Genomic DNA, 18,577 nt, shown 5'->3' with positions numbered 1-18,577 from the left:
TATAGGGTTATTAACATTTCATCATTCTTTATCAAAAGATGTGAATTATTGACAATTCACTAACAATGAAAGTTAATTAGTTTCTTCGGAGTGTTGAGACGTAGAAAAATCTAAAGAGGCCTCATTTACTTTAATTTGCAATTCGGAATAAACGTAGGCGCGTAAGAGCTGGCCTATAGAATTCAATGTAGATCCTATTGCGGAAAAACATCCAGAACAATTTCCTGCATAGGCAATCGTTACGATATTTCCTTCAAGATTTTCGATAAGTACACTACCGCCATCCATAGCTACATAGGGGGAGATTTTATCTTCCGCGGTTGTACGTAGGACCTGGAGTCGTGATTCTATAGATAGAGCTTCCCAAGCTTCTTTAGTATAGGGATTAGCATCTTCGATCTCTGAGGGGAGAAAAGATTCTTTTAAAGGTAGGGAACCATCTTCAAGAGGAATTTCCATACATTGTTCAGCGGCAATATCTAAAGCATCGATGATGCAGTGGTATAAGGGTAAGCTACTTTCTGGAAGCGCAGGTTTATTGGGATGTGAGCGCAGCTCAGTATCGATAGTATTTACAGTTAAGTTGTAGGCTTGTGCATAGGTTTTTCCGATAACTAAATTGCATGTGACTTCTGCAAGGACAAGTAGGAAAGGATGTCCAAAATATTGGAACTTCGCATCGATAATTTTTCCATTTATCTTATCTATCAGCCAATAAAATATCACATAGTTACCGGTAAGTCTGTGCCCCTGATTGCCGATAATCAGATAGGCGCCTTTTGTTTCAGCATCTTCTGCTGAAAATGTCCCCCCACAATAAAACTTATGAAATTTTTTCATAACTTTCGGAGATACACTTGCCCAAGAGGCTACAGGTTGAAATGGAATTGTCATACGGAGCTCGCAATTGCAGATTGTAGGTGCGCGCTACCTTCTTGGATAGCACGTCCTAAAGTTGTAAATTGTTCATCTTTCGTTCTCTCTGTGAAAGAAAAATGTAGCGCACTGTGACAGAGGAAAGGCGATACCCCACAATTTTGTAGTATTTGAGACAGAGGTTGGAAACGCTCGTAGCCAAGTCCTGGATAGATCCCTTGTTGATGTAGGAAAAAGGCTAAACTTTCTGCAGGGAGATCTCCTATAGTGGCAATCATGACATTAGGGAGCTTATTCTCTAGTTCTGGAAAAAGAAACTCCACGTCGGGGCAAGCTGCTTGGAGCTCTTTAGTAAGTTTATTTCTTAGATTTATCGAAGATAAGATTAATGAAGCAAAAGAAGATAGGCGTTCTTGGCAAGCTGTTTTCATGGCTGCTACAGATCCTAAACATAAAGTTCCCGGAGAATGTCTAGAGAGCCATAAATTGAAAAACTTGCTCAGGGATTTTTTAATAAACATCCCTCCAATATTTCCAATCCCTCCTAAAGCTAAAGAAGAAAATGTAAGGATATCGGCATCGAGCATTTCTGGAGTGAGTGGTGCGCGTCCTAAAATATCACAAAGGTCTAAATGTAGAACAACGCCACGATCTTTGCATAAGGGTTGTAGAGATCCTATAGGCTCAATCAGCCCTGTCATACCATTGGCAGCAGATAAGGAAAAGAGCAGGGTGCGTGGTGTCAGTGCTTCTGTAAGTTGCTCAGGAGACAGTCGTCCCGAAGAGTTTATTGTTACCCAATCATAGGTAGTGCCGAGGCCTTGCCGTCGGCAAATAGCATCAATAATGTATTGCTGTTCATGAGAGGAGACTAAAAGATGATTCCTCCCTTGGAAAAAGGTAAGATTTTCCAATAAAGCCGCTACGATAATTGCTGGAGCATGGGGGAAGTGGGGGAGAAAATGAAACGTATGTGTTTCTTCAGAGCAACCGACAAGCTTACGAGCAGCCTCTTCAGTTTCATTAAGTAGTTTCATTGCTGATGATGGTATCAAAGAAAAAGGATCCGCATAGGTCTCCAAACTTTCTCTTACTGAAACTGAAGGAGGAATCGCTTGTTGGTTATTTAACCAAGTGGTTCTGGATGTCGTTCGAATGTGTGGCCGGTCCATAAATATACTATGGGTTTTCCTGTAGGTAACTCTAAAGAGAGTACCTCTTCCTCACTTAATTTTTCTATATCCATAATCAGTGAGCGTAGAGAATTCCCGTGTGCAGAAATGAACACATTTTTTGAATTTTTCAATAAAGGGAAGATCGTTTCTTGAAAATAGGGAACCGTACGCAATCCCGTATCATAGAGACTTTCTCCTCCAGGAGGCGAGATTTTATAACTTCGTCTCCATAATTTTACCTGTTCTTCACCAAACTCCTCAGCAGTCTCTTTTTTGTTTTTCCCTTGCAGCTCCCCATACATTCTTTCGTTTAGTGCGCTAGAACGATAAAGAGGGATCATACTCTTTTCTTCATCACTATAGATCCTACTCATCAGTTTCTGCTGCTCATCATCATGAATAATATAAGGAATTTTTTTAGAGCTGTGATGTGTCATAGCAAGCAGCGCTGTCATCAAACTTCTAACAAGAGACGAGGTAAAGATGCAGTCTATCGGGAGATCTTTTATCACCTGACCCGCATGAATAGCTTCATCAATTCCTTGTTGACTTAGAGGGATATCTACCCATCCTGTAAAAAGATTTTTTTCATTCCAGACGGATTTTCCGTGTCGTAATAAGATAAGAAAAGCCATGATTTCCTGAGTGGTGGATTAAGAAAACTAGCATAGGAACCAGAAAACTTTTGTCTAGAAGAAAGATCTTTTTTTTTGACAATATTTTTTTATAACAAAGAACAGTGGACCTCTATTGTTCTTCTTGGGCACAATATATGTCTCGAATGGAGAATATTATGGCAAAGGTTCGTCTCAATAAGTTTTTAGCTGCTTCAGGTATTGCCTCGCGGAGGAAGTGTGATGAGATTATTTTTTCAGGACATGTCACTGTAAATGGTCGCGTAGCAGCAGGTCCTTTTGTGACGGTAGATGAAGAAACGGATACTGTAAAGGTAGATGGTCAGCGTGTAGGCATGACTAAGAAAGTCTATTTCATGGTTCACAAACCTTTGGGATACTTATGTTCTTCAGAGAAAAAGTTCCCAGGGGATAAGTTAGTGATCGATTTATTTGCCCATCTTCCTTATCGGGTATTTACTGTCGGAAGGTTAGATAAGGAAACTTCTGGATTGATTTTAGTCACTAATGATGGGGAATTTTCTAATAAGATTATTCATCCTTCTTTTGGAATTACCAAAGAGTATTTGCTTAAGGTAAACCGAGAGATTACTGCAAAAAATCTTGAAGATCTCATGGAAGGAACGATTATAGATGGTAAGAGAATCCGTCCTGTTTCTGTTGAGAAAATCCGTCGTGGTACAATTAAGATTATTGTAAACGAAGGCAAAAAACATGAGATTCGTTTATTTGCTGAAGCTGCGGGATTACCTATTTTAGAGCTCAAGCGTATCCGTATAGGAAGTTTTGTTCTTGGAGGCCTTCGCTATGGGGAATATCGTGAGCTTACCGATGCTGAGATTCTTACGTATCTATAGCCCTCTGTTGCTTTTTTATCATTGGAGAGCCATATGCAGCCTATGGCAGGATTAGTCTTTGTAGTTATTTTCAGCGTATTATTAGGTGCTTTTCTCGGGGCGTATTGTCAATTATACTATCTCGTAAAGAATATTATGCTTTCTTGGGAGAGTTTGCTTTCCCATGCAATAGCAAAGCGTCAAGCTTTGCTTTCTCTTTCTCGTTCGGGGAATTTTTCTTCGCCACGATTATCTCAGGAAACAGAGTTTTTAACGCAGCATCATAAGATGTCCTGGAGAGGATTTTTAAAACACGGTTACGATATCCTTTTTGCATTTCAGGAAATGGAGGAGACTCTTCCTCAGCTTGTTCATGAGATTGTAGAGTCTATAGGTGAACATCATGAACGCGAGGATATTGTTAGTCTTCTAGAGGATTTTTGGGCTAGGGATAATCTCTTTGCTTTTGAGACAGCTGCTTATGAACAGGCTGTTGAGAAATATTTAAAGCAAAGATCAAGTCCGTCATTATGGATAGCCTCTAGGCTATTTCGTTTTCTTGATCTCCCTATGATCTGTTTCTCTCGCTAGAATTTTTGAAAATTTTTGCAAGATGCTCTTTCTTACATATTCAACAAGCTTTTCGCGGATTTCTCTAAGATCTACAGTATGATTTAATAGTATGGCTAGTGATGTTGCCGGTTGATCTATAGAAAAAAGTTCTTCTTTCGTAGTGTTGCCATTGATTCCTATGCCTAAAATGATGCCTAAATAGCCTTGCATGGGAATTGTTTCACTAAGAACCCCACAGAGTTTTTCTTGATTTACTAAAACATCGTTAGGCCATTTTATCATTCCGTTAGGGATGCCTAAATCTTGGATGAGATTAAGAACGGCTTCTGTCCCTAAACGAAATAACTGACTCGCGTCGATATCTAATTCATTAATGAAAAAGCAGAGAGATACGGTAAGATCTTTATGAGAAGAGATCCAAGTTTTGTTAAACTTCCCTTTCCCTGTTGTTTGCTTTTGGGTGGAAACAACAGTAAGCGCGGAGCGATTCCACAGATGCATAAGCTGTTTTGCTGTCTCATTTGTGGAAGGAGTTTCTGCTATTTCATAATAAATAACTTTCATTGGAAGTATCCCATTCTTAAGCTATAAAGAGCATTATGAGAAACATTAGATATTTCAGCTATGTCAATTCTTGGGTATTTATCGTCATTATTTTATTAATGATGACTAGCTTAGTTGTTATTTCTTCCATGGATCCCTCTACGATTTTAGTTACATCATCGAAGGGACTACTTACGAATAAAAGCATCATGCAAATTCGTCATTTTGCTTTAGGATGGCTGGCTTTCTCTTTGTGTATGTATCTGGATTACCATAGATTAAGAAGCTGGGCGTGGGTTCTCTATATTCTTATGCTTTTGAGCCTTGCAGGTCTATTTTTTGTCCCTACCGTGCAAAATGTTCATAGATGGTACAAAATCCCTTTCATTGGTTTAAGCGTCCAACCTTCTGAATATGCGAAGCTTATTGTTGTGATCATGCTGAGCTACACGCTAGATATACGCAAATCAGTAATTTCTTCGAAGACCACTGCTTTACTTGCTTGTATTATTGTGGGAATCCCTTTTTTTCTTATTTTTAAAGAACCAGATTTAGGGACAGCTTTGGTGCTATGCCCCGTTGCTTTGACAATTTTTTACCTTGGGAATATCCATCCTTTATTTGTGAAAATTTGCGCGACAATTGCAGGCTTGGGAATGCTCTGCTCTTTGCTAATTTTCTCAGGAATCATTTCCCATGAGAAAGTCAAACCTTACGCATTAAAGGTGATAAAAGAATACCAATACGAAAGGCTAAGCCCTTCGAATCACCATCAGCGAGCATCTTTAATCTCTATTGGATTAGGCGGTGTTAAAGGCCGGGGATGGAAATCTGGAGAATTTGCCGGTAGAGGATGGTTGCCCTACGGCTATACAGATTCAGTATTCTCTGCTTTAGGAGAGGAATTCGGTTTGATAGGCCTATTTTTCGCCTTGTGGATGTTTTACTGTCTCATTTGTTTTGGCTGCCGAACTGTAGCTGTCGCTGTTGATGATTTTGGTAGATTATTAGCTGCAGGAATCACCGTGCATATCTCTATGCACGTGTTAATTAATATCAGCATGATGTGCGGATTGATGCCTATTACTGGAGTTCCCTTAGTTTTGGTATCCTACGGGGGATCTTCTGTAATTTCTACAATGGCCTCTTTAGGAATTTTACAAAGTATCTATAGTCGTAGGTTTGCAAAATACTAAGATTACTTTAGCAATCGCAAAGCGTTAAGCCCAACGATAATAGTACTTCCCTCATGAAGAATTACAGCAAGCCATAGAGGAATGATTCCTAATGAGGCAGGCCAGGAAACAAGAAGGATAATAGCTAAGGCTAAACCTAAGTTTTGTGTAACAATTCTTCGTGTTTTCTTTGCTTTTCTTATGATCCACGGCAATAGCGAAATCGCGTCATGGAGGAGAACAATATCTGCAGCTTCTATAGCTGTAGCACTTCCTGCCTCTCCCATAGCTACACCAACCGTCGCTTGAGCGAGAGCAGGAGCATCGTTAATCCCATCACCGACCATAAGGATATGACGTTGTTTAGCAAGTTCACGGACTTTTTCTAATTTATCATCAGGAGATAGATCAGAAAAGACTTCAGAAATTCCTAAGAGCTTAGCCGTATTTTCTGCACTAATATGATGGTCTCCAGTCAACATGGTGATCGGATAACCTTCATCCTTGAGTTCTTTGACGATTTTCCCCGCATCCTGACGTGGGGTATCTTTAAAATAAAATAATGCGCAACTGCCTTGTAAATAAGCCAGAGAACAGATTTCCCCGCGTTGTCTGGCAGTATGCACACGCTCTTCTAATTCCTGAACATACTCTTTAGGGACATTTTGTAAGGCAGTATCGACTCTTCCTACAAATGCCTCTTGACCTTGGAACATCCCCCGGACCCCTTTCCCAGGAATCATACAGTATTCATCAGCAGGAAACGAGGTGACATTATTCTTCATCAGATAGGCAACAATGGCTTGTGCAATAGGATGCATAGAAGATTGTTCTAAAGCTAAAATAAAAGGGAAGAAATCAGGGTTTTGAGGCCCAAAACTATCACAGCCAATACAGGTAAGCTCTCCCGTGGTTAGTGTTCCTGTTTTATCCATAACAATAGAATTACAAGAAGCTAAGCGATCTAAAACCACACCACCTTTAAGCAAGACACCGTGTTTCGCACAAGCATTTACCGCACTGAGATAAGCAATAGGAATAGCAATAATCAATGCACAGGGAGAGGCAGCAATGAGAAATGCTAATGCACGATAAAAAGCACTATTAGGTCCTAAGAAAGGAATAGAGGTAAATAGAGGGACCAAAACGGCTATAGATGTAGAAATAGCAAAGATCGTTAAGGCATAGGCTGAAGAATATTTATCCAAACGTTGTTGTAAACGAGGCTTGGATTTCTGCGCTTGAATAACGAGATTGATAATATGAGCAATTGTTGAGTCAGCACCTGTTTTTAAAACTTTCAGATCAAAACTTCCTTCGAGATTATGAGCCCCTGCAGGAACCATAGAGCCTATCTGACAAGACTTAGGAATTTTTTCCCCAGTAAGATGCATAAGATTTATAGAGGAGGAACCATGAATAATTTCTCCATCCAAGGGAACGATTTCTCCACTTTTTACGCGGATAATATCTCCAACTTGAACTTGACTCACGGGTTTTTTTTCTAGGTTGCCATCGGTGCCGACTATCCAGGCAATAGTAGGCGCTAAATGTTTGAGCGAAGCTAACGTACTCTTCGCTTTCCCAGATACCATTTGTCCCAGAGCTTCAGAAATAGCAAATAAAACAAGGAGTAAAGAACCCTCTAAGGCCCCACCAATGAAAATAGAACCGAAGGCTGCTGAGGTCATTAAAATATCAATATTTACAGTCTTATTGCGAATATCATCCAACGACTTTATCAACGCTGGGGTTCCAGCAAGAAAGAATGTAAAAACAACAAATAGATTAGAAATATCAACAATGCGAAACCAATAAAAAGCTAAGGCACAGAGATACGTCGCTAAAGAAATCGACGCAGACTTTAAAGAAAGGTTACGACTTAATAACCGATTCTTTTGAGATAACATGGGACTGTTATCTTCAGCCATTCCTGATTCAAAAAAATTGTTTAGTATTTCTGGTGAAAAAGGCGTGGAGAATAGTCGTGAAAACACTATGATACCTGGGCTTTATAAAAATTTTACACAAGTGCAAACGATGCTTATGGAGGTGATGAAAATCCCTAACACCCACACAACCTCTGTAATAACATCATTTCCTAATATTTTTGCTTTAGTAGCTGAGAGTATGGTGATAAGCACTCCGGATAATACGCCTGCTACGGTATAACTAGAACAGAGAACTAGTGGTAAGAAGAGAATTAAACCGATAAGCCCTCCGAGCATACGTGTCCCGCCTTGTTTTAAAGGATGAGGGAAGCTCTCTTTAGAAATATGCAGTTCTTCACGGATCATAGTATCCAGAAGGAGGGTAGAATCCGAACTGATATAATCTACCATTTCTTCAAGAAGAGGAGATTTGAATCCGTGATTTTTAAAGATCACATGGAGTTCCAGACGTTCTTGTTCGGGATGTTGTTCTATTTCTTCTTTTTCCTGGAGCATAAAACGATGAGAGAGCTCCATGTAAGACCAGGCTTTTTTTGCTTTCAAGCAGCCTCGATAAAAAATCCATCCTAATCCTAATGAAAATAGAAGCTCCGCTTGTGTTCCTTGAGAAATAGGAAGAAGAAAAGCAAGTGTTCTAATGAAAAATAAGAAGACTCCAGTGGATAAGGCATCACTGGCTAGATGATAGATAAAACCTTGTATTGTTGTATGAGGTTCGCCAACGCACACTCTATAGCGATCTTTAACAGTCTTGAGGTGTTCTTCAGGAGTCGCGTTTTTGAAATGATCATAGTCGGTCTTCATTAATCTTATCCATTCGGTGTAGCAATTTATATTGCCTTAGATTTTTTCATATTTGCAAAGCAGATCATTCTTGAGGTAGTAATACTTCCTGATTTCCTAAGTAAGGGCGTAGAACTTCAGGAATAACTACAGAGCCGTCTTTTTGTTGATTATTTTCTAAAATAGCAACGAATAAACGTGGTGTTGCTAAACCTGAACCATTAAGGGTATGAATAAAATGCATTTTCCCTTGGCTATCTTTATAACGAGTTTCTGAACGGCGTGATTGGAAATCTGTGCACTGCGAAATAGAAGAAACTTCATAATACGATTGTTGCCCAGGCAGCCACACTTCAGCATCTATAGTTTTTGATGCTGTGAAGGACATATCCCCTGTAGAGAGTAAAGAGAGACGGTAGGGGAGTTTTAATTCCGTAAGAATGTCTTCAACAACAGCGAGCATCTTTTCATAAGCCTGATCCGCTTGTTCTGGCGTGGTGAAGGCAAACATCTCCACTTTATTGAACTGATGTACACGAACAAGACCGCGTTCGTTAGCCCCCGCGGCGCCTGCTTCTCGGCGGAAACAGGGTGTGCAGGCTGCATAATATATAGGGAGATCTTTTTCGTTAAAAATTTCTTGAGAATGGAATCCGTTGAGAACAACCTCAGCAGTGGGAATCAGGTAAAGAGATTGGTCTCCATCTTCTACGCAATAGTATTGACCGTCAAATTTAGGAATTTGTCCAGAGCCGAAAAGAATTTCACGTTTTACAAGAAGGGGGGGTAACCATAATTGAAAGCCATGCTCCCGTTGCTTATTTAATAAATAAGTGAGCAATGCCCATTCTAACATCACTCCCTGATTTTTATAGGCAGGCCATCCAGATCCCGAAGTTTTTGCAGGAAGTTTAAAATCTAAAATTTGTAATTTTTGATTAAGCTCTACGTGATGTTTAGGAGTAAAAGAAAATGTTGGTAAAGCACCTACACTTTTAATTACCTGATTTCCTGATTTGTCAGGACATACGGGCACATCTTCTTCAGGGTAATTAGGAAGGCGTACAAGAAGGTCTTGTAAAGTTGCGTTCTTTTCCTCTAGTGAAGCTTCTAATTTCTCTAGATCTTGGGAGATCCTCTCCACTTCACTAATCATATTAGAGGCGTCTTCACCTTGAGCTTTAGCTTTATGGATTTGTGTAGATAAAAGTTTTCTTTGAGATTGTAGAGATTCCGAGTCGGTTTTTAATCTGCGGACTTCTTTATCCAAATCAAGAATAGGGAGAAGGGAAATATTGGGATCTTTCTTACGAAGACGGATTTCACATTCTTCGGGTGCCTTGCGTATTAATTTTATATCCAACATCCTTATATCTCTTTAATTACCTTTTCTTACAAAGGCAAAGTATATGGAAGATTTCTCTGAGCAACAACTATTTTTTATGCGTCGCGCTATAGAATTGGGCGAAAAAGGAAGATTTTCTGCTCCCCCTAACCCTTGGGTAGGTTGTGTAATTGTAAAAAATGGACAAATTATAGGAGAGGGGTATCACGAAAAAAGAGGTCAGCTACATGCCGAAGAAAATGCCATAAATTCTACATCTGTATCTGTAGAAGGTAGTGAAGTTTATGTAACCTTAGAACCGTGTTGCCATTATGGCAATACGCCTCCCTGCGTCAATCTATTAATTAAACATAAGGTATCTACTGTCTACGTGGCTTTGTTAGATCCTGATAGTCGGGTTGCTGGTAAAGGGGTAGCCTCTTTAAAAGAGGCTGGTATTCGTGTTTTTGAAGGTCTAGGGAAAAAAGAAGCTGAGGAATCTTTAAAATCTTACATTCACCAACGGACTTATGGTACCCCTTGGGTGGTGATTAAGAGTGCGGCTACTGTAGATGGACAAACTGCAGATAGTCATGGAAAATCTCAATGGATTACTTGTCCAGAAGCTCGTGCAGATGTAGGCAAATTGCGTGCGAGTTCCCAAGCTATTGTTGTGGGCTCTAAAACTGTTTTACAAGATAATCCCCTGCTAACGGCAAGGGAACCTTCCGGAGAACTCTATTCTCATCAACCTTTGCGTGTTGTTGTTGATAGTTTGGGAAATGTAGGCCCTCAGGCAAAAATTTTCCATAGTCATGGAAAATCTCTCTATGTGACCACAACACAATGTTCAAAAGATCATATTAAAAGTATCGAGGATCTTGGTGTCGATATCTTAGTTACAGAACCTAGAGATTCTAGAGTGAATTTACATAAATTAATGTCCTATCTAGCTACTAAACAGATTTTACAGGTTCTTGTTGAAGGTGGCCCGGTTTTACATACGGCATTTTTGAAAGAACGCTTAGCAAACGCTCTCGTTATTTATCTGGGACCAAAAATTTTTGGTGATCAAAGAAAGCCTCTTTTTGGAGATTTGGGATACCAGCTGCAATCCGCTCAAAAAATTCTTCCTAAGTTTTTTGAGGTATTAGGAAATTCTTTAAAAACGGCTTGGGAAGTTGTTGGGTAGAGGAAGTAGGGGAAGAGATTGAAGTGAAAGGGGATTTCTATTAGCATCCCTGGAGAATAGAGGTGAGTAATTGGGAGGAGCTCTGATGATGAAATCCGAAGGTGATGCATCTGCATCATGTTTTGTCCCAATAGAAAAGGCGATAGCAGATATCTCTGAGGGGAAATTTGTTATTGTTGTTGACGAAGCTTCGCGAGAAGATGAAGGGGATCTTATCATCGCAGGTGAGAAGATAACCGTAGAAAAGATGGCTTTTCTTCTTAAATATACGACAGGAATCGTTTGTGCTTCTTTAGAACAGGAAAGAATAAGAGATTTAGAATTCCCCCCTATGGTTGAAGACAATCGCTGTCGTTATCGTACAGCGTTTACCGTCTCAGTAGATGCTGCAAAAGGCATAACGACAGGGGTGTCAGCAGCAGATAGAACGAAAGTCGTAGAATTATTATCCAATCCTAATAGCCGTCCCGAAGATTTTGTCCGTCCGGGACATTTCTTTCCCTTGGCAGGTACGCCGGGGGGGGTATTGAAACGAGCTGGACATACCGAGGCTGCTTTAGATCTTATGCGTTTAGCAAATATGCAGCCTTGTGGCGTCCTTTCAGAACTTGTTAATGAAGACCATACCATGATGCGTCTTGCTCAAATTATAGAATTTGCTAAGGAACATGAAATCTCAGTAATCTCCATATCTGATTTGATAGCCTACCGGATGCTCTCCGAAAGGTTAGTTATTCCTGTTTCCTCAGCGCGTCTTCCTACAGAATATGGAGATTTCAATATTCATGTTTACGAGTCTCTTCTCGATGGTATTCAACACATCGCTTTAGTGAAAGGTGATGTTAGCGGCAAAGAGAACGTTCTTGTCCGAGTGCATTCCGAATGTCTTACAGGAGATATTATGGGGTCGATGCGCTGTGACTGTGGGCATCAGCTGCGTTCTGCTATGGAATATATCGGATTAGAAGGGGAAGGTGTTATTGTTTATCTACGTGGTCAGGAAGGACGTGGTATTGGATTAGGTCATAAGGTTCGTGCTTACGCCTTACAAGATCGCGGGTATGACACTGTCGATGCTAATTTAGAAATAGGCTTCCCTGTCGATTCTAGAGAGTATGGGATAGGGGCGCAGATTTTGGTTGATCTAGGATTGACAAAGATAAAATTGATTACTCATAATCCTCACAAGTATTTCGGTCTGCAAGGGTTTGGGTTGGAAATTGTTGATAGGATCGCGCTTCCAATTCATGTTTCTGAAGAGAACGAACATTATCTGCGCACAAAAAAAGAGCGTATGGGGCACTGGATAGACCTCCCCTATGCTGAGGAAGTAAACATAAGATAAATCTAGGATTATATGAAGACATTTAAAGGGGTGGCATCAGCAAAGGATATGCGTGTTGCTATCGTTGGTGCATGTTTTAACGGACCCATAGCTGACGCCTTGGTTTCAGGAGCACAACAGACTTTTTTGGATCTAGGTGGAGCAGAAGATATGCTTACCGTAGTGCGTGTTCCCGGATCCTTTGAGATCCCTTGCACATTAAAGAAACTTCTTACTTCAGGTGTGAAGTATGATGCTATAGTAGCGTGTGGTGTGCTTATTAAAGGAGAAACTACACATTACGATCACATTGCAGATCAGGTTTCGGCAAGGATCAGTGAGTTGTCTCTAGAATTTAACCTCCCTATTACCTTTTCCGTCATCACAGCACCTTGCATAGATTCTGCCTGGCAACGTGCAGGTATTAAGGGATCAAATTTAGGAATTTCTGGGATGAAAACAGCTTTAGAAATGGCAGACCTTTTCAAAAAGCTGTAATAGTGTAGCGTTGCACTTTAAAGTGCAACGCTAACAGAACCGTTTAAGTGCACTCGCACGGCAATATTTTCAGAGAAAATATCTAATCCTCCACAAGAAACTGTCGTTTCTGAAAAGTCTAAAACAGTTGTTTGATCAAGCAGCTGCTTTTTTAACATATCCTTATGCACACGCAAGCTTTTTACTACTAAAGACAATGCTGTAGAGTAAATCTGGCGTAAACGGCTTTCAGGACTTGCTGAAGCTGTTCCGTGATTTGCCTGTAGCAAACCAGTAAGGAGATTAGGAAGACCCCGGATGTCTAAAGGAAGGTGTTCCCCCTGTGCTGTGTAAAAACTATTTACCAAACTTTCCGACTCGTCAATAGGGAGATTTTTAAAACTCCAATTAAGAGCACTAGCCTCTGTAGGAGAAAGCTCCATAAGAGTTGCTAAGCGTACCAAGGTCATATCACTACGAGAAGATCCTTCAAATCCTAAGCGATTTGCTCTGTATGTGAAATAACGGGAAAAAGCTTCTTCTACAGTAGCATGCTGCTGCAACATGGATAATAAAGGAGCGAAGTTATAGTAAAATTCTTGAGAGCAGTTATTTTCTCCACAGATATCAAGAGAATAGAGATATAAATCTAAAACTACTAAAGGACGTTTTGCTCTACCAATAGATAGAAGCTGGGCGTTTGGCGTAGTTGTAAGATTGAATAGCGCATCGTAGTCAGTTAAACGACGTAGGGCAATGAAGACTTCTTTTTGCTCTGGAGAGAGTCGAGAATATGAGGGACTCAATTCTGGAAATGCCTGAAGCACATGTAGAGCTTTCGCATAAAAAGCATCAGCCCGAGATTCTGTGAAGTAAGGTTTAAAGTTCGCAGCACCCTTTGCAGAGCATCCCATATGTTTTAAGACAATAGCAGTCTCCAAGATCTTTAAAGTATTATCAAAATGCTTGGGAGAGTTTAAGAAATGAATCAACTGCCTATGGATAGTTTGGAATTGCTTAAACGTAATACTATCTTCCGAAGGCTGTAATTGACAGAGCTGAGCGTAAGATTGACGCGAACCTTGTATTAATAAATGTAGGTATATCAAACTGCGTATCGCTATATCAAAAGCAGGAATCTTTTTATCAAATAAGGATAAAGAATACGTTGCCTTGGATGTTGTGGTAAGGCTTGCAGCAGCCGAAGGCTCCGTTAACCAAAGTAGCTCTGGATACTGACGTAACTTCTGTTCAATCCAAGCATCAGAACCGATCTTTCCTTTGCTAGAGGGCGTGTTCATGGAGGGCATTGCCGACGCAGTCGGAGCCCCATAAGAAATGAAAGGGAAACTTAAAAGACAAGCTACTAAACAAGCGCAGCTTCGTATTGTAAGGATTTTTAACATAAGATCCTCTGGCACCTAAATGTTTTGTTAATTTCCCTTAATAAAGAGATTAACTAAATGCCCCATGTTGATAACAAAATGGCCAATAACAAATCAACCCGAGAAACTCAAGAATGATTTCCCTGAGAAACAGGAGAGAGCCATCTTTATGGCGTTAAAAATCTTAATATTAAAAAATAAAAGTGCAAATAGACGTTATTTTTAATGTGTTTATGCTATAATAGTATAACTTTTAATTTTAAAAATTAACTAAAGTATGAAAAAGTATATCTATAAGTATAGTTTTGGCGGTTTGATATTGCTCTTGAGTTTGAGTAGTTGCTGCTTGAACCCTTATGGATCCAAGCAGAGCTCAAAAAACTCGAAAGACATAAATAACAAATCTGTTATACTCACAGAAAGTGAAAAGAAACCTTCACGTCGTTCAAGAAGATTATTTGCTCGACGTAGTTCATCTAAGAAGGAAACACAGAAAGTGCAAGCTAACTTTAAGAATTATGAAGCTCAGATAACGGATCAAGACAAAAGAGACATCTCTTTCGTCGTTGACGCTGCTTCTGAAAAATCTTCTATTTCTTTAGCTATGTCTCAGAGTGAGATTAAGAGCGCTTTAAATCGTATTAGAGAACTTCACCCTTTAGCTTTATTAAAGCTTTTAGCTGAAGATTCCTCATTGATTGAAGGTATGAAGAAAATGCAAGGCCGTGATTGGATTTGGAATATGTTCATGTCCGAATTAAGCGAAGTATTTTCTCAAGCTGCATCTCAGGGTGTTATCACTGAAGAAGATATTGCTGCTTTTGCCTCCACCTTAGGATTGGATTCCGAGACCGTTGCCTCAATTGTGCAAGGGGAAAGGTGGCCTGAGCTTTTAGATATTGTGATATCTCAACCTTCTTAAGCTCTCTACAACGAAGCTTCCTTTCCCCTAATCCAGGAGAGGAAGCTACAAGCTAATTTTGCTGTGATCTTCCATATAAGAACACTGTTAGCAATAAAGAGAGAGAATTCAAATGTTACATTTTCTAGAACAATTAAATAACTTCTGTATTTCGTTTTGTGTGTTCCCCGCGATTTTATTTCTTGGTGGACTATTAACATGGAAACTACGTGGTCTGCAATTTACAGGATTAAAGCTAGGCTTTAATTTTATGTTAAAAAATAAGGAGAGCCCGTCTTCTGCAGATGGTAAGGTCTCTCGTTACGAAGCCGTAGCAGGTATTCTTGCTGGGAATTTTGGAACGGGAAATATCGCAGGTATGGCTATTGCTATTGCTTGCGGAGGCCCAGGAGCTCTAGTCTGGATTTGGATAGCTGCCCTTTTAGGAGCTATTGTTCAATATTCGGGATCATTTTTAGGGGTAAAATATCGTAAACTTCATGGAAAATCCGGAGAGTTTATCGGTGGACCAACAGCGTGCCTAGCCTACGGTATGGGAAGCAAGTTCCTTGCAGGTCTTTTCTGTATATTCACAATTATCACAGCATTTTCAGCAGGAAACTTTGTACAAATTAATTGTATCGTTCCTCTTTGTGCTGAAAGTTTGCCCATAAAATTCTTAATAGGCTTGGTTCTTGCATTAACAATTCTTCCCGTGCTCATTGGGGGAAATACGCGTATTCTTAGATTCTCGGCTAGGGTGATTCCTTTCATTGCCGGTTTCTATGCTATTTCTTGTCTTGTTATTCTTGTACAACATAGCTCTATGCTTCTTCCTGCGTTGAAACTCATTGCTTCTTCTGCATTTGGAATAAAAGCAACGGTAGCAGGTCTTGGAGGCTATACAATAACTCAAGTGATCTCAACAGGAATGAGCCGTGCTATTATGGCAACTGACTGTGGTAGCGGTATGGTGTCTATTCTACAATCTGATTCTCAAAGTAAGAACCCTGTGATTGATGGTTTGGTCACTCTCTTGCCTCCTGTTATCGTCATGATAGTCTGTTCGATTACGACTCTAGTCCTTATTGTTTCCGGAGCCTATGTATCAGGACAAGAAGGAACGCTTATGGTGCTACACGCTTTTAAATCAAGTCTAGGATCTCTCGGAGGGCTTGTTGTTATTCTTGCAATGGCCTTATTCGGTTATACAACAGCTTTGACTTGGTTTGCTTGCGCAGAAAAAAGTTTAGAATATATGATACCGGGGAAACGAGCTAACTCTTGGTTGAAGATGCTCTTCGTCGCAGTTATACCTTTCGGAGGGATCATAGATATGCGATTGATCTGGAGTCTGTCTGATACAGGGTTTGCAGGTATGGTAATTCTAAATTCTATAGCTTTAGTAGCTTTATTTAAGGATGTGCTATCTACAAATCGGGAAGTTGCCCTACTTAAAATGGAAGCAGGTGCTAAATCCAATGTTTTGCCAAATCTAGATATCTAAATGGAGATCAATTATGCAGCTACTATCACCAGCATTTGATTATGGAAAACCGATTCCGAGAAAGTACACATGTCAAGGCGTGAATATTTCTCCACCCTTAATATTCAAAGATATTCCCGCAGAGGCAAAGAGCATAGCATTGATCGTTGAAGATCCTGATGTGCCCCAAAATTTACGAGCTGATGGTCTATGGATTCACTGGTTGGTATATAACTTGTCTCCAACCATAACCGAGCTAGTAGAAGGAGCAAATATTTTTGCTGTTCAAGGATTGAATACCTCAGGAAAAGCATGTTATGAAGGGCCATGTCCACCTGATAGACAGCATCGATACTTCTTCTACTGCTACGCTTTAGATACCATCTTGCCATCAGAAGAAAATGTCACCAAGGATCAGCTTCTTGAAGTGATGGAAAGTCATGTTATCGATAATGCTGAATTAATGGGAACCTACGAGAAAAGCTAAAAATCTACTCTTCTTCAGGAATAAACTCTTCTCGTTTTTTCCTATGCTTCCAGTATAGCGGGCCATAATGATAGGATAATTCCTCGCCCGCTTCAATTGCTTGAATTGTTCTAATAATCACATGAAACAATCCGTTTTGGAAAACGCCTATGGCTTCCACATTAGGTTTGTCGCTATGATTAATAAAGCGGGTAAAATTGCCCTGCCGACCACTATCGATAGTGAAATAACGCCATAGCCATGAAGATAAGGGATAACGGAAACAATAATCATTTTCATCCATCCAAATCGCTTGCCGGCGACGCAGTATTCCCGTGTATTCACCAATATAGGTCCAAGCAGGAATCCGCTCTCGAGCAAAAACCCCATAACCAATATACGAACTCACCCAACATACTGCCACAGGAGGCATAGAAGGAGTGATTAGATCTTGTTTATGAAGTTCTCCAAGCCATTTGGCTAGTGGAGAAACAAGACGTTTTTTCTTAGCCTTAGCACACAATGCACGGACTTTTTCTTCGACTTTCCAATCTGTAAAAGTAAGATGAGGAAGGAACTTGAAATTGAGTAATTGCGAGGCTCTCTCCATACTGTAAGGGGTGCTCTCCTTCCAGTTGTGATCTAGAGATATATATAGCGTCTCAGATGCAGAGGATTCTAAATTCATGCGTTTACTAAATCCCTGAAGTAAATAGGGTCAGAAATTTCTTGGTTTTTAGCAGCCACAGGTAAAATTGACGTGATGTTTTCTATAGCAGAAGATACTGTCGATAGAGCTAATTCAGGAGTGTTGCACTCGCTGGAAAGATGCGCAAGATAGATTTTCTTAATCTTAGGAGTAAGAATTTTCTGTAATAATTCTCCACACTCATGATTGGATATATGCCCCAGTTTACTCAGAACTCGTTTTTTATAAATATCCGGACGTGAGGATTGCTGCACAAGTTCAGGATCATGGTTTGCCTCTATAAGCAAATAGTCACAATCATAAAGTTCGTGAACTACCCACGAGGTTACCCAACCTAAGTCAGTACAAAAGCCTAACTTTTCATCGCGGTAATGAAAAACAAACCCTACAGGATCTATAGCATCATGAGGAACATTGAAAGTTTGAATTTTTAAATCGTAAAAGGAAAATGTTGTTCCTGTAGAAAAAATTTTAAAATTAGGACGAACATCCAAGAATTGGCATATACTACGCGCAGTCTCAAGGTTACAGATAATTGGCGTGTTGTACGTTTTTACAAAACTTTTAATTCCGGAAATATGATCGGAATGCTCATGAGAAATAAAAATGCCCTGAATATCTTCAGGATGGACATTCATAGACAATAGCCCATGAGTCACACACTGCTTGCTAATACCCAAATCTATCAAAATTTTACAGGAGTCCGTTCCTAAATAGGTACAGTTCCCCTTCGAACCCGAGGCTAAAGGGAAAAAACCTTCCATA

19 protein-coding genes are annotated in these 18,577 nt (G+C 39.9%); 9 read left to right on the top strand and 10 right to left on the bottom strand.

What is annotated here, in order from left to right:
• Positions 1-72: 72 nt before the first annotated feature.
• Genes CCA_RS04555 through CCA_RS04545 form a run of 3 tightly spaced genes read right to left on the bottom strand, consistent with a single transcriptional unit; the run spans position 73 to position 2,686 of the window.
• On the bottom strand, positions 73-894 hold the full coding sequence (locus CCA_RS04555) for a NifU family protein (RefSeq protein WP_011006859.1): 822 nt from the start codon (positions 892-894) through the stop codon (positions 73-75).
• Positions 891-2,048, bottom strand: coding sequence for an aminotransferase class V-fold PLP-dependent enzyme (locus tag CCA_RS04550; RefSeq protein ID WP_011006858.1), 1,158 nt, complete (start codon positions 2,046-2,048; stop codon positions 891-893). Before CCA_RS04550 ends, CCA_RS04555 begins: the two co-directional genes overlap by 4 nt.
• Complete coding sequence (locus CCA_RS04545) at positions 2,003-2,686, bottom strand: 2,3-bisphosphoglycerate-dependent phosphoglycerate mutase (RefSeq protein WP_011006857.1); 684 nt, start codon at positions 2,684-2,686, stop codon at positions 2,003-2,005. The genes CCA_RS04550 and CCA_RS04545 overlap by 46 nt, the downstream gene beginning before the upstream one ends.
• Before the next feature lie 158 nt (positions 2,687-2,844).
• Between CCA_RS04545 and CCA_RS04540 the strand changes: the two genes are divergently transcribed.
• Both CCA_RS04540 and CCA_RS04535 read left to right on the top strand, forming a co-directional pair.
• The gene (locus tag CCA_RS04540; RefSeq protein WP_041462293.1) at positions 2,845-3,543 is read left to right on the top strand and encodes a pseudouridine synthase; all 699 of its coding nucleotides are present in this window, start codon (positions 2,845-2,847) and stop codon (positions 3,541-3,543) included.
• Between the two features lie 42 nt (positions 3,544-3,585).
• The gene (locus CCA_RS04535) at positions 3,586-4,113 is read left to right on the top strand and encodes a hypothetical protein (protein ID WP_041462292.1); all 528 of its coding nucleotides are present in this window, start codon (positions 3,586-3,588) and stop codon (positions 4,111-4,113) included.
• Here CCA_RS04535 and CCA_RS04530 read toward each other — a convergent pair.
• Positions 4,069-4,659, bottom strand: coding sequence for a biotin--[acetyl-CoA-carboxylase] ligase (locus tag CCA_RS04530; protein WP_011006855.1), 591 nt, complete (start codon positions 4,657-4,659; stop codon positions 4,069-4,071). The genes CCA_RS04535 and CCA_RS04530 overlap by 45 nt on opposite strands.
• A gap of 35 nt (positions 4,660-4,694) precedes the next feature.
• Between CCA_RS04530 and CCA_RS04525 the strand changes: the two genes are divergently transcribed.
• Positions 4,695-5,834 (top strand): FtsW/RodA/SpoVE family cell cycle protein, encoded by a 1,140-nt coding sequence (locus CCA_RS04525; RefSeq protein ID WP_011006854.1) that lies wholly within the window; start codon positions 4,695-4,697, stop codon positions 5,832-5,834.
• Positions 5,835-5,836: 2 nt separating this feature from the next.
• Here CCA_RS04525 and CCA_RS04520 read toward each other — a convergent pair whose 3' ends face one another.
• The 3 genes from CCA_RS04520 to serS all read right to left on the bottom strand — a co-directional run bounded on the left by CCA_RS04520 (position 5,837) and on the right by serS (position 9,914).
• Entirely contained in the window at positions 5,837-7,810 is a 1,974-nt protein-coding gene (locus tag CCA_RS04520; RefSeq protein WP_011006853.1) for a cation-translocating P-type ATPase, read from the bottom strand.
• A 15-nt stretch (positions 7,811-7,825) separates the two neighbouring features.
• The gene (locus CCA_RS04515) at positions 7,826-8,569 is read right to left on the bottom strand and encodes a VIT1/CCC1 transporter family protein (RefSeq protein ID WP_011006852.1); all 744 of its coding nucleotides are present in this window, start codon (positions 8,567-8,569) and stop codon (positions 7,826-7,828) included.
• A 64-nt stretch (positions 8,570-8,633) separates the two neighbouring features.
• Positions 8,634-9,914 carry a serine--tRNA ligase gene (gene serS / locus CCA_RS04510; protein ID WP_011006851.1) on the bottom strand — a complete coding sequence of 427 codons (1,281 nt, stop codon included), beginning with the start codon at positions 9,912-9,914 and terminating at the stop codon, positions 8,634-8,636.
• 43 nt (positions 9,915-9,957) lie between these two features.
• Here serS and ribD point away from each other — a divergent pair, with 43 nt between their 5' ends.
• The 3 genes from ribD (at position 9,958) to ribH (ending at position 12,886) form a co-directional block, all read left to right on the top strand.
• Entirely contained in the window at positions 9,958-11,064 is a 1,107-nt protein-coding gene (ribD, locus tag CCA_RS04505; RefSeq protein WP_011006850.1) for a bifunctional diaminohydroxyphosphoribosylaminopyrimidine deaminase/5-amino-6-(5-phosphoribosylamino)uracil reductase RibD, read from the top strand.
• Between the two features lie 85 nt (positions 11,065-11,149).
• The gene (locus CCA_RS04500; protein WP_011006849.1) at positions 11,150-12,409 is read left to right on the top strand and encodes a bifunctional 3,4-dihydroxy-2-butanone-4-phosphate synthase/GTP cyclohydrolase II; all 1,260 of its coding nucleotides are present in this window, start codon (positions 11,150-11,152) and stop codon (positions 12,407-12,409) included.
• 12 nt (positions 12,410-12,421) lie between these two features.
• The gene (ribH, locus tag CCA_RS04495; protein ID WP_011006848.1) at positions 12,422-12,886 is read left to right on the top strand and encodes a 6,7-dimethyl-8-ribityllumazine synthase; all 465 of its coding nucleotides are present in this window, start codon (positions 12,422-12,424) and stop codon (positions 12,884-12,886) included.
• 17 nt (positions 12,887-12,903) lie between these two features.
• Here the strand turns inward: ribH and CCA_RS04490 are convergent, their stop codons facing one another.
• Positions 12,904-14,271 (bottom strand): hypothetical protein, encoded by a 1,368-nt coding sequence (locus CCA_RS04490; RefSeq protein ID WP_011006847.1) that lies wholly within the window; start codon positions 14,269-14,271, stop codon positions 12,904-12,906.
• 256 nt (positions 14,272-14,527) lie between these two features.
• Here CCA_RS04490 and CCA_RS04485 point away from each other — a divergent pair, with 256 nt between their 5' ends.
• The 3 genes from CCA_RS04485 (at position 14,528) to CCA_RS04475 (ending at position 17,124) form a co-directional block, all read left to right on the top strand.
• Entirely contained in the window at positions 14,528-15,172 is a 645-nt protein-coding gene (locus CCA_RS04485) for a hypothetical protein (protein WP_011006846.1), read from the top strand.
• A 112-nt stretch (positions 15,173-15,284) separates the two neighbouring features.
• The gene (locus CCA_RS04480; protein WP_011006845.1) at positions 15,285-16,658 is read left to right on the top strand and encodes an alanine/glycine:cation symporter family protein; all 1,374 of its coding nucleotides are present in this window, start codon (positions 15,285-15,287) and stop codon (positions 16,656-16,658) included.
• Between the two features lie 13 nt (positions 16,659-16,671).
• The gene (locus CCA_RS04475) at positions 16,672-17,124 is read left to right on the top strand and encodes a YbhB/YbcL family Raf kinase inhibitor-like protein (RefSeq protein ID WP_011006844.1); all 453 of its coding nucleotides are present in this window, start codon (positions 16,672-16,674) and stop codon (positions 17,122-17,124) included.
• Between the two features lie 4 nt (positions 17,125-17,128).
• Here the strand turns inward: CCA_RS04475 and CCA_RS04470 are convergent, their stop codons facing one another.
• Together CCA_RS04470 and CCA_RS04465 are read right to left on the bottom strand one after the other, a co-directional pair.
• Entirely contained in the window at positions 17,129-17,791 is a 663-nt protein-coding gene (locus CCA_RS04470; protein WP_011006843.1) for an SET domain-containing protein, read from the bottom strand.
• Positions 17,788-18,576 (bottom strand): MBL fold metallo-hydrolase, encoded by a 789-nt coding sequence (locus tag CCA_RS04465; protein ID WP_011006842.1) that lies wholly within the window; start codon positions 18,574-18,576, stop codon positions 17,788-17,790. Before CCA_RS04465 ends, CCA_RS04470 begins: the two co-directional genes overlap by 4 nt.
• Position 18,577 lies beyond the last annotated feature (1 nt).

It is taken from the genome of Chlamydia caviae GPIC (assembly GCF_000007605.1).
In the GTDB taxonomy this organism is placed as follows: domain Bacteria; phylum Chlamydiota; class Chlamydiia; order Chlamydiales; family Chlamydiaceae; genus Chlamydia; species Chlamydia caviae.
The sequence above is the reverse complement of the archived record's forward strand: the minus strand, read 5'-3'. Positions and strand labels throughout refer to the sequence as shown.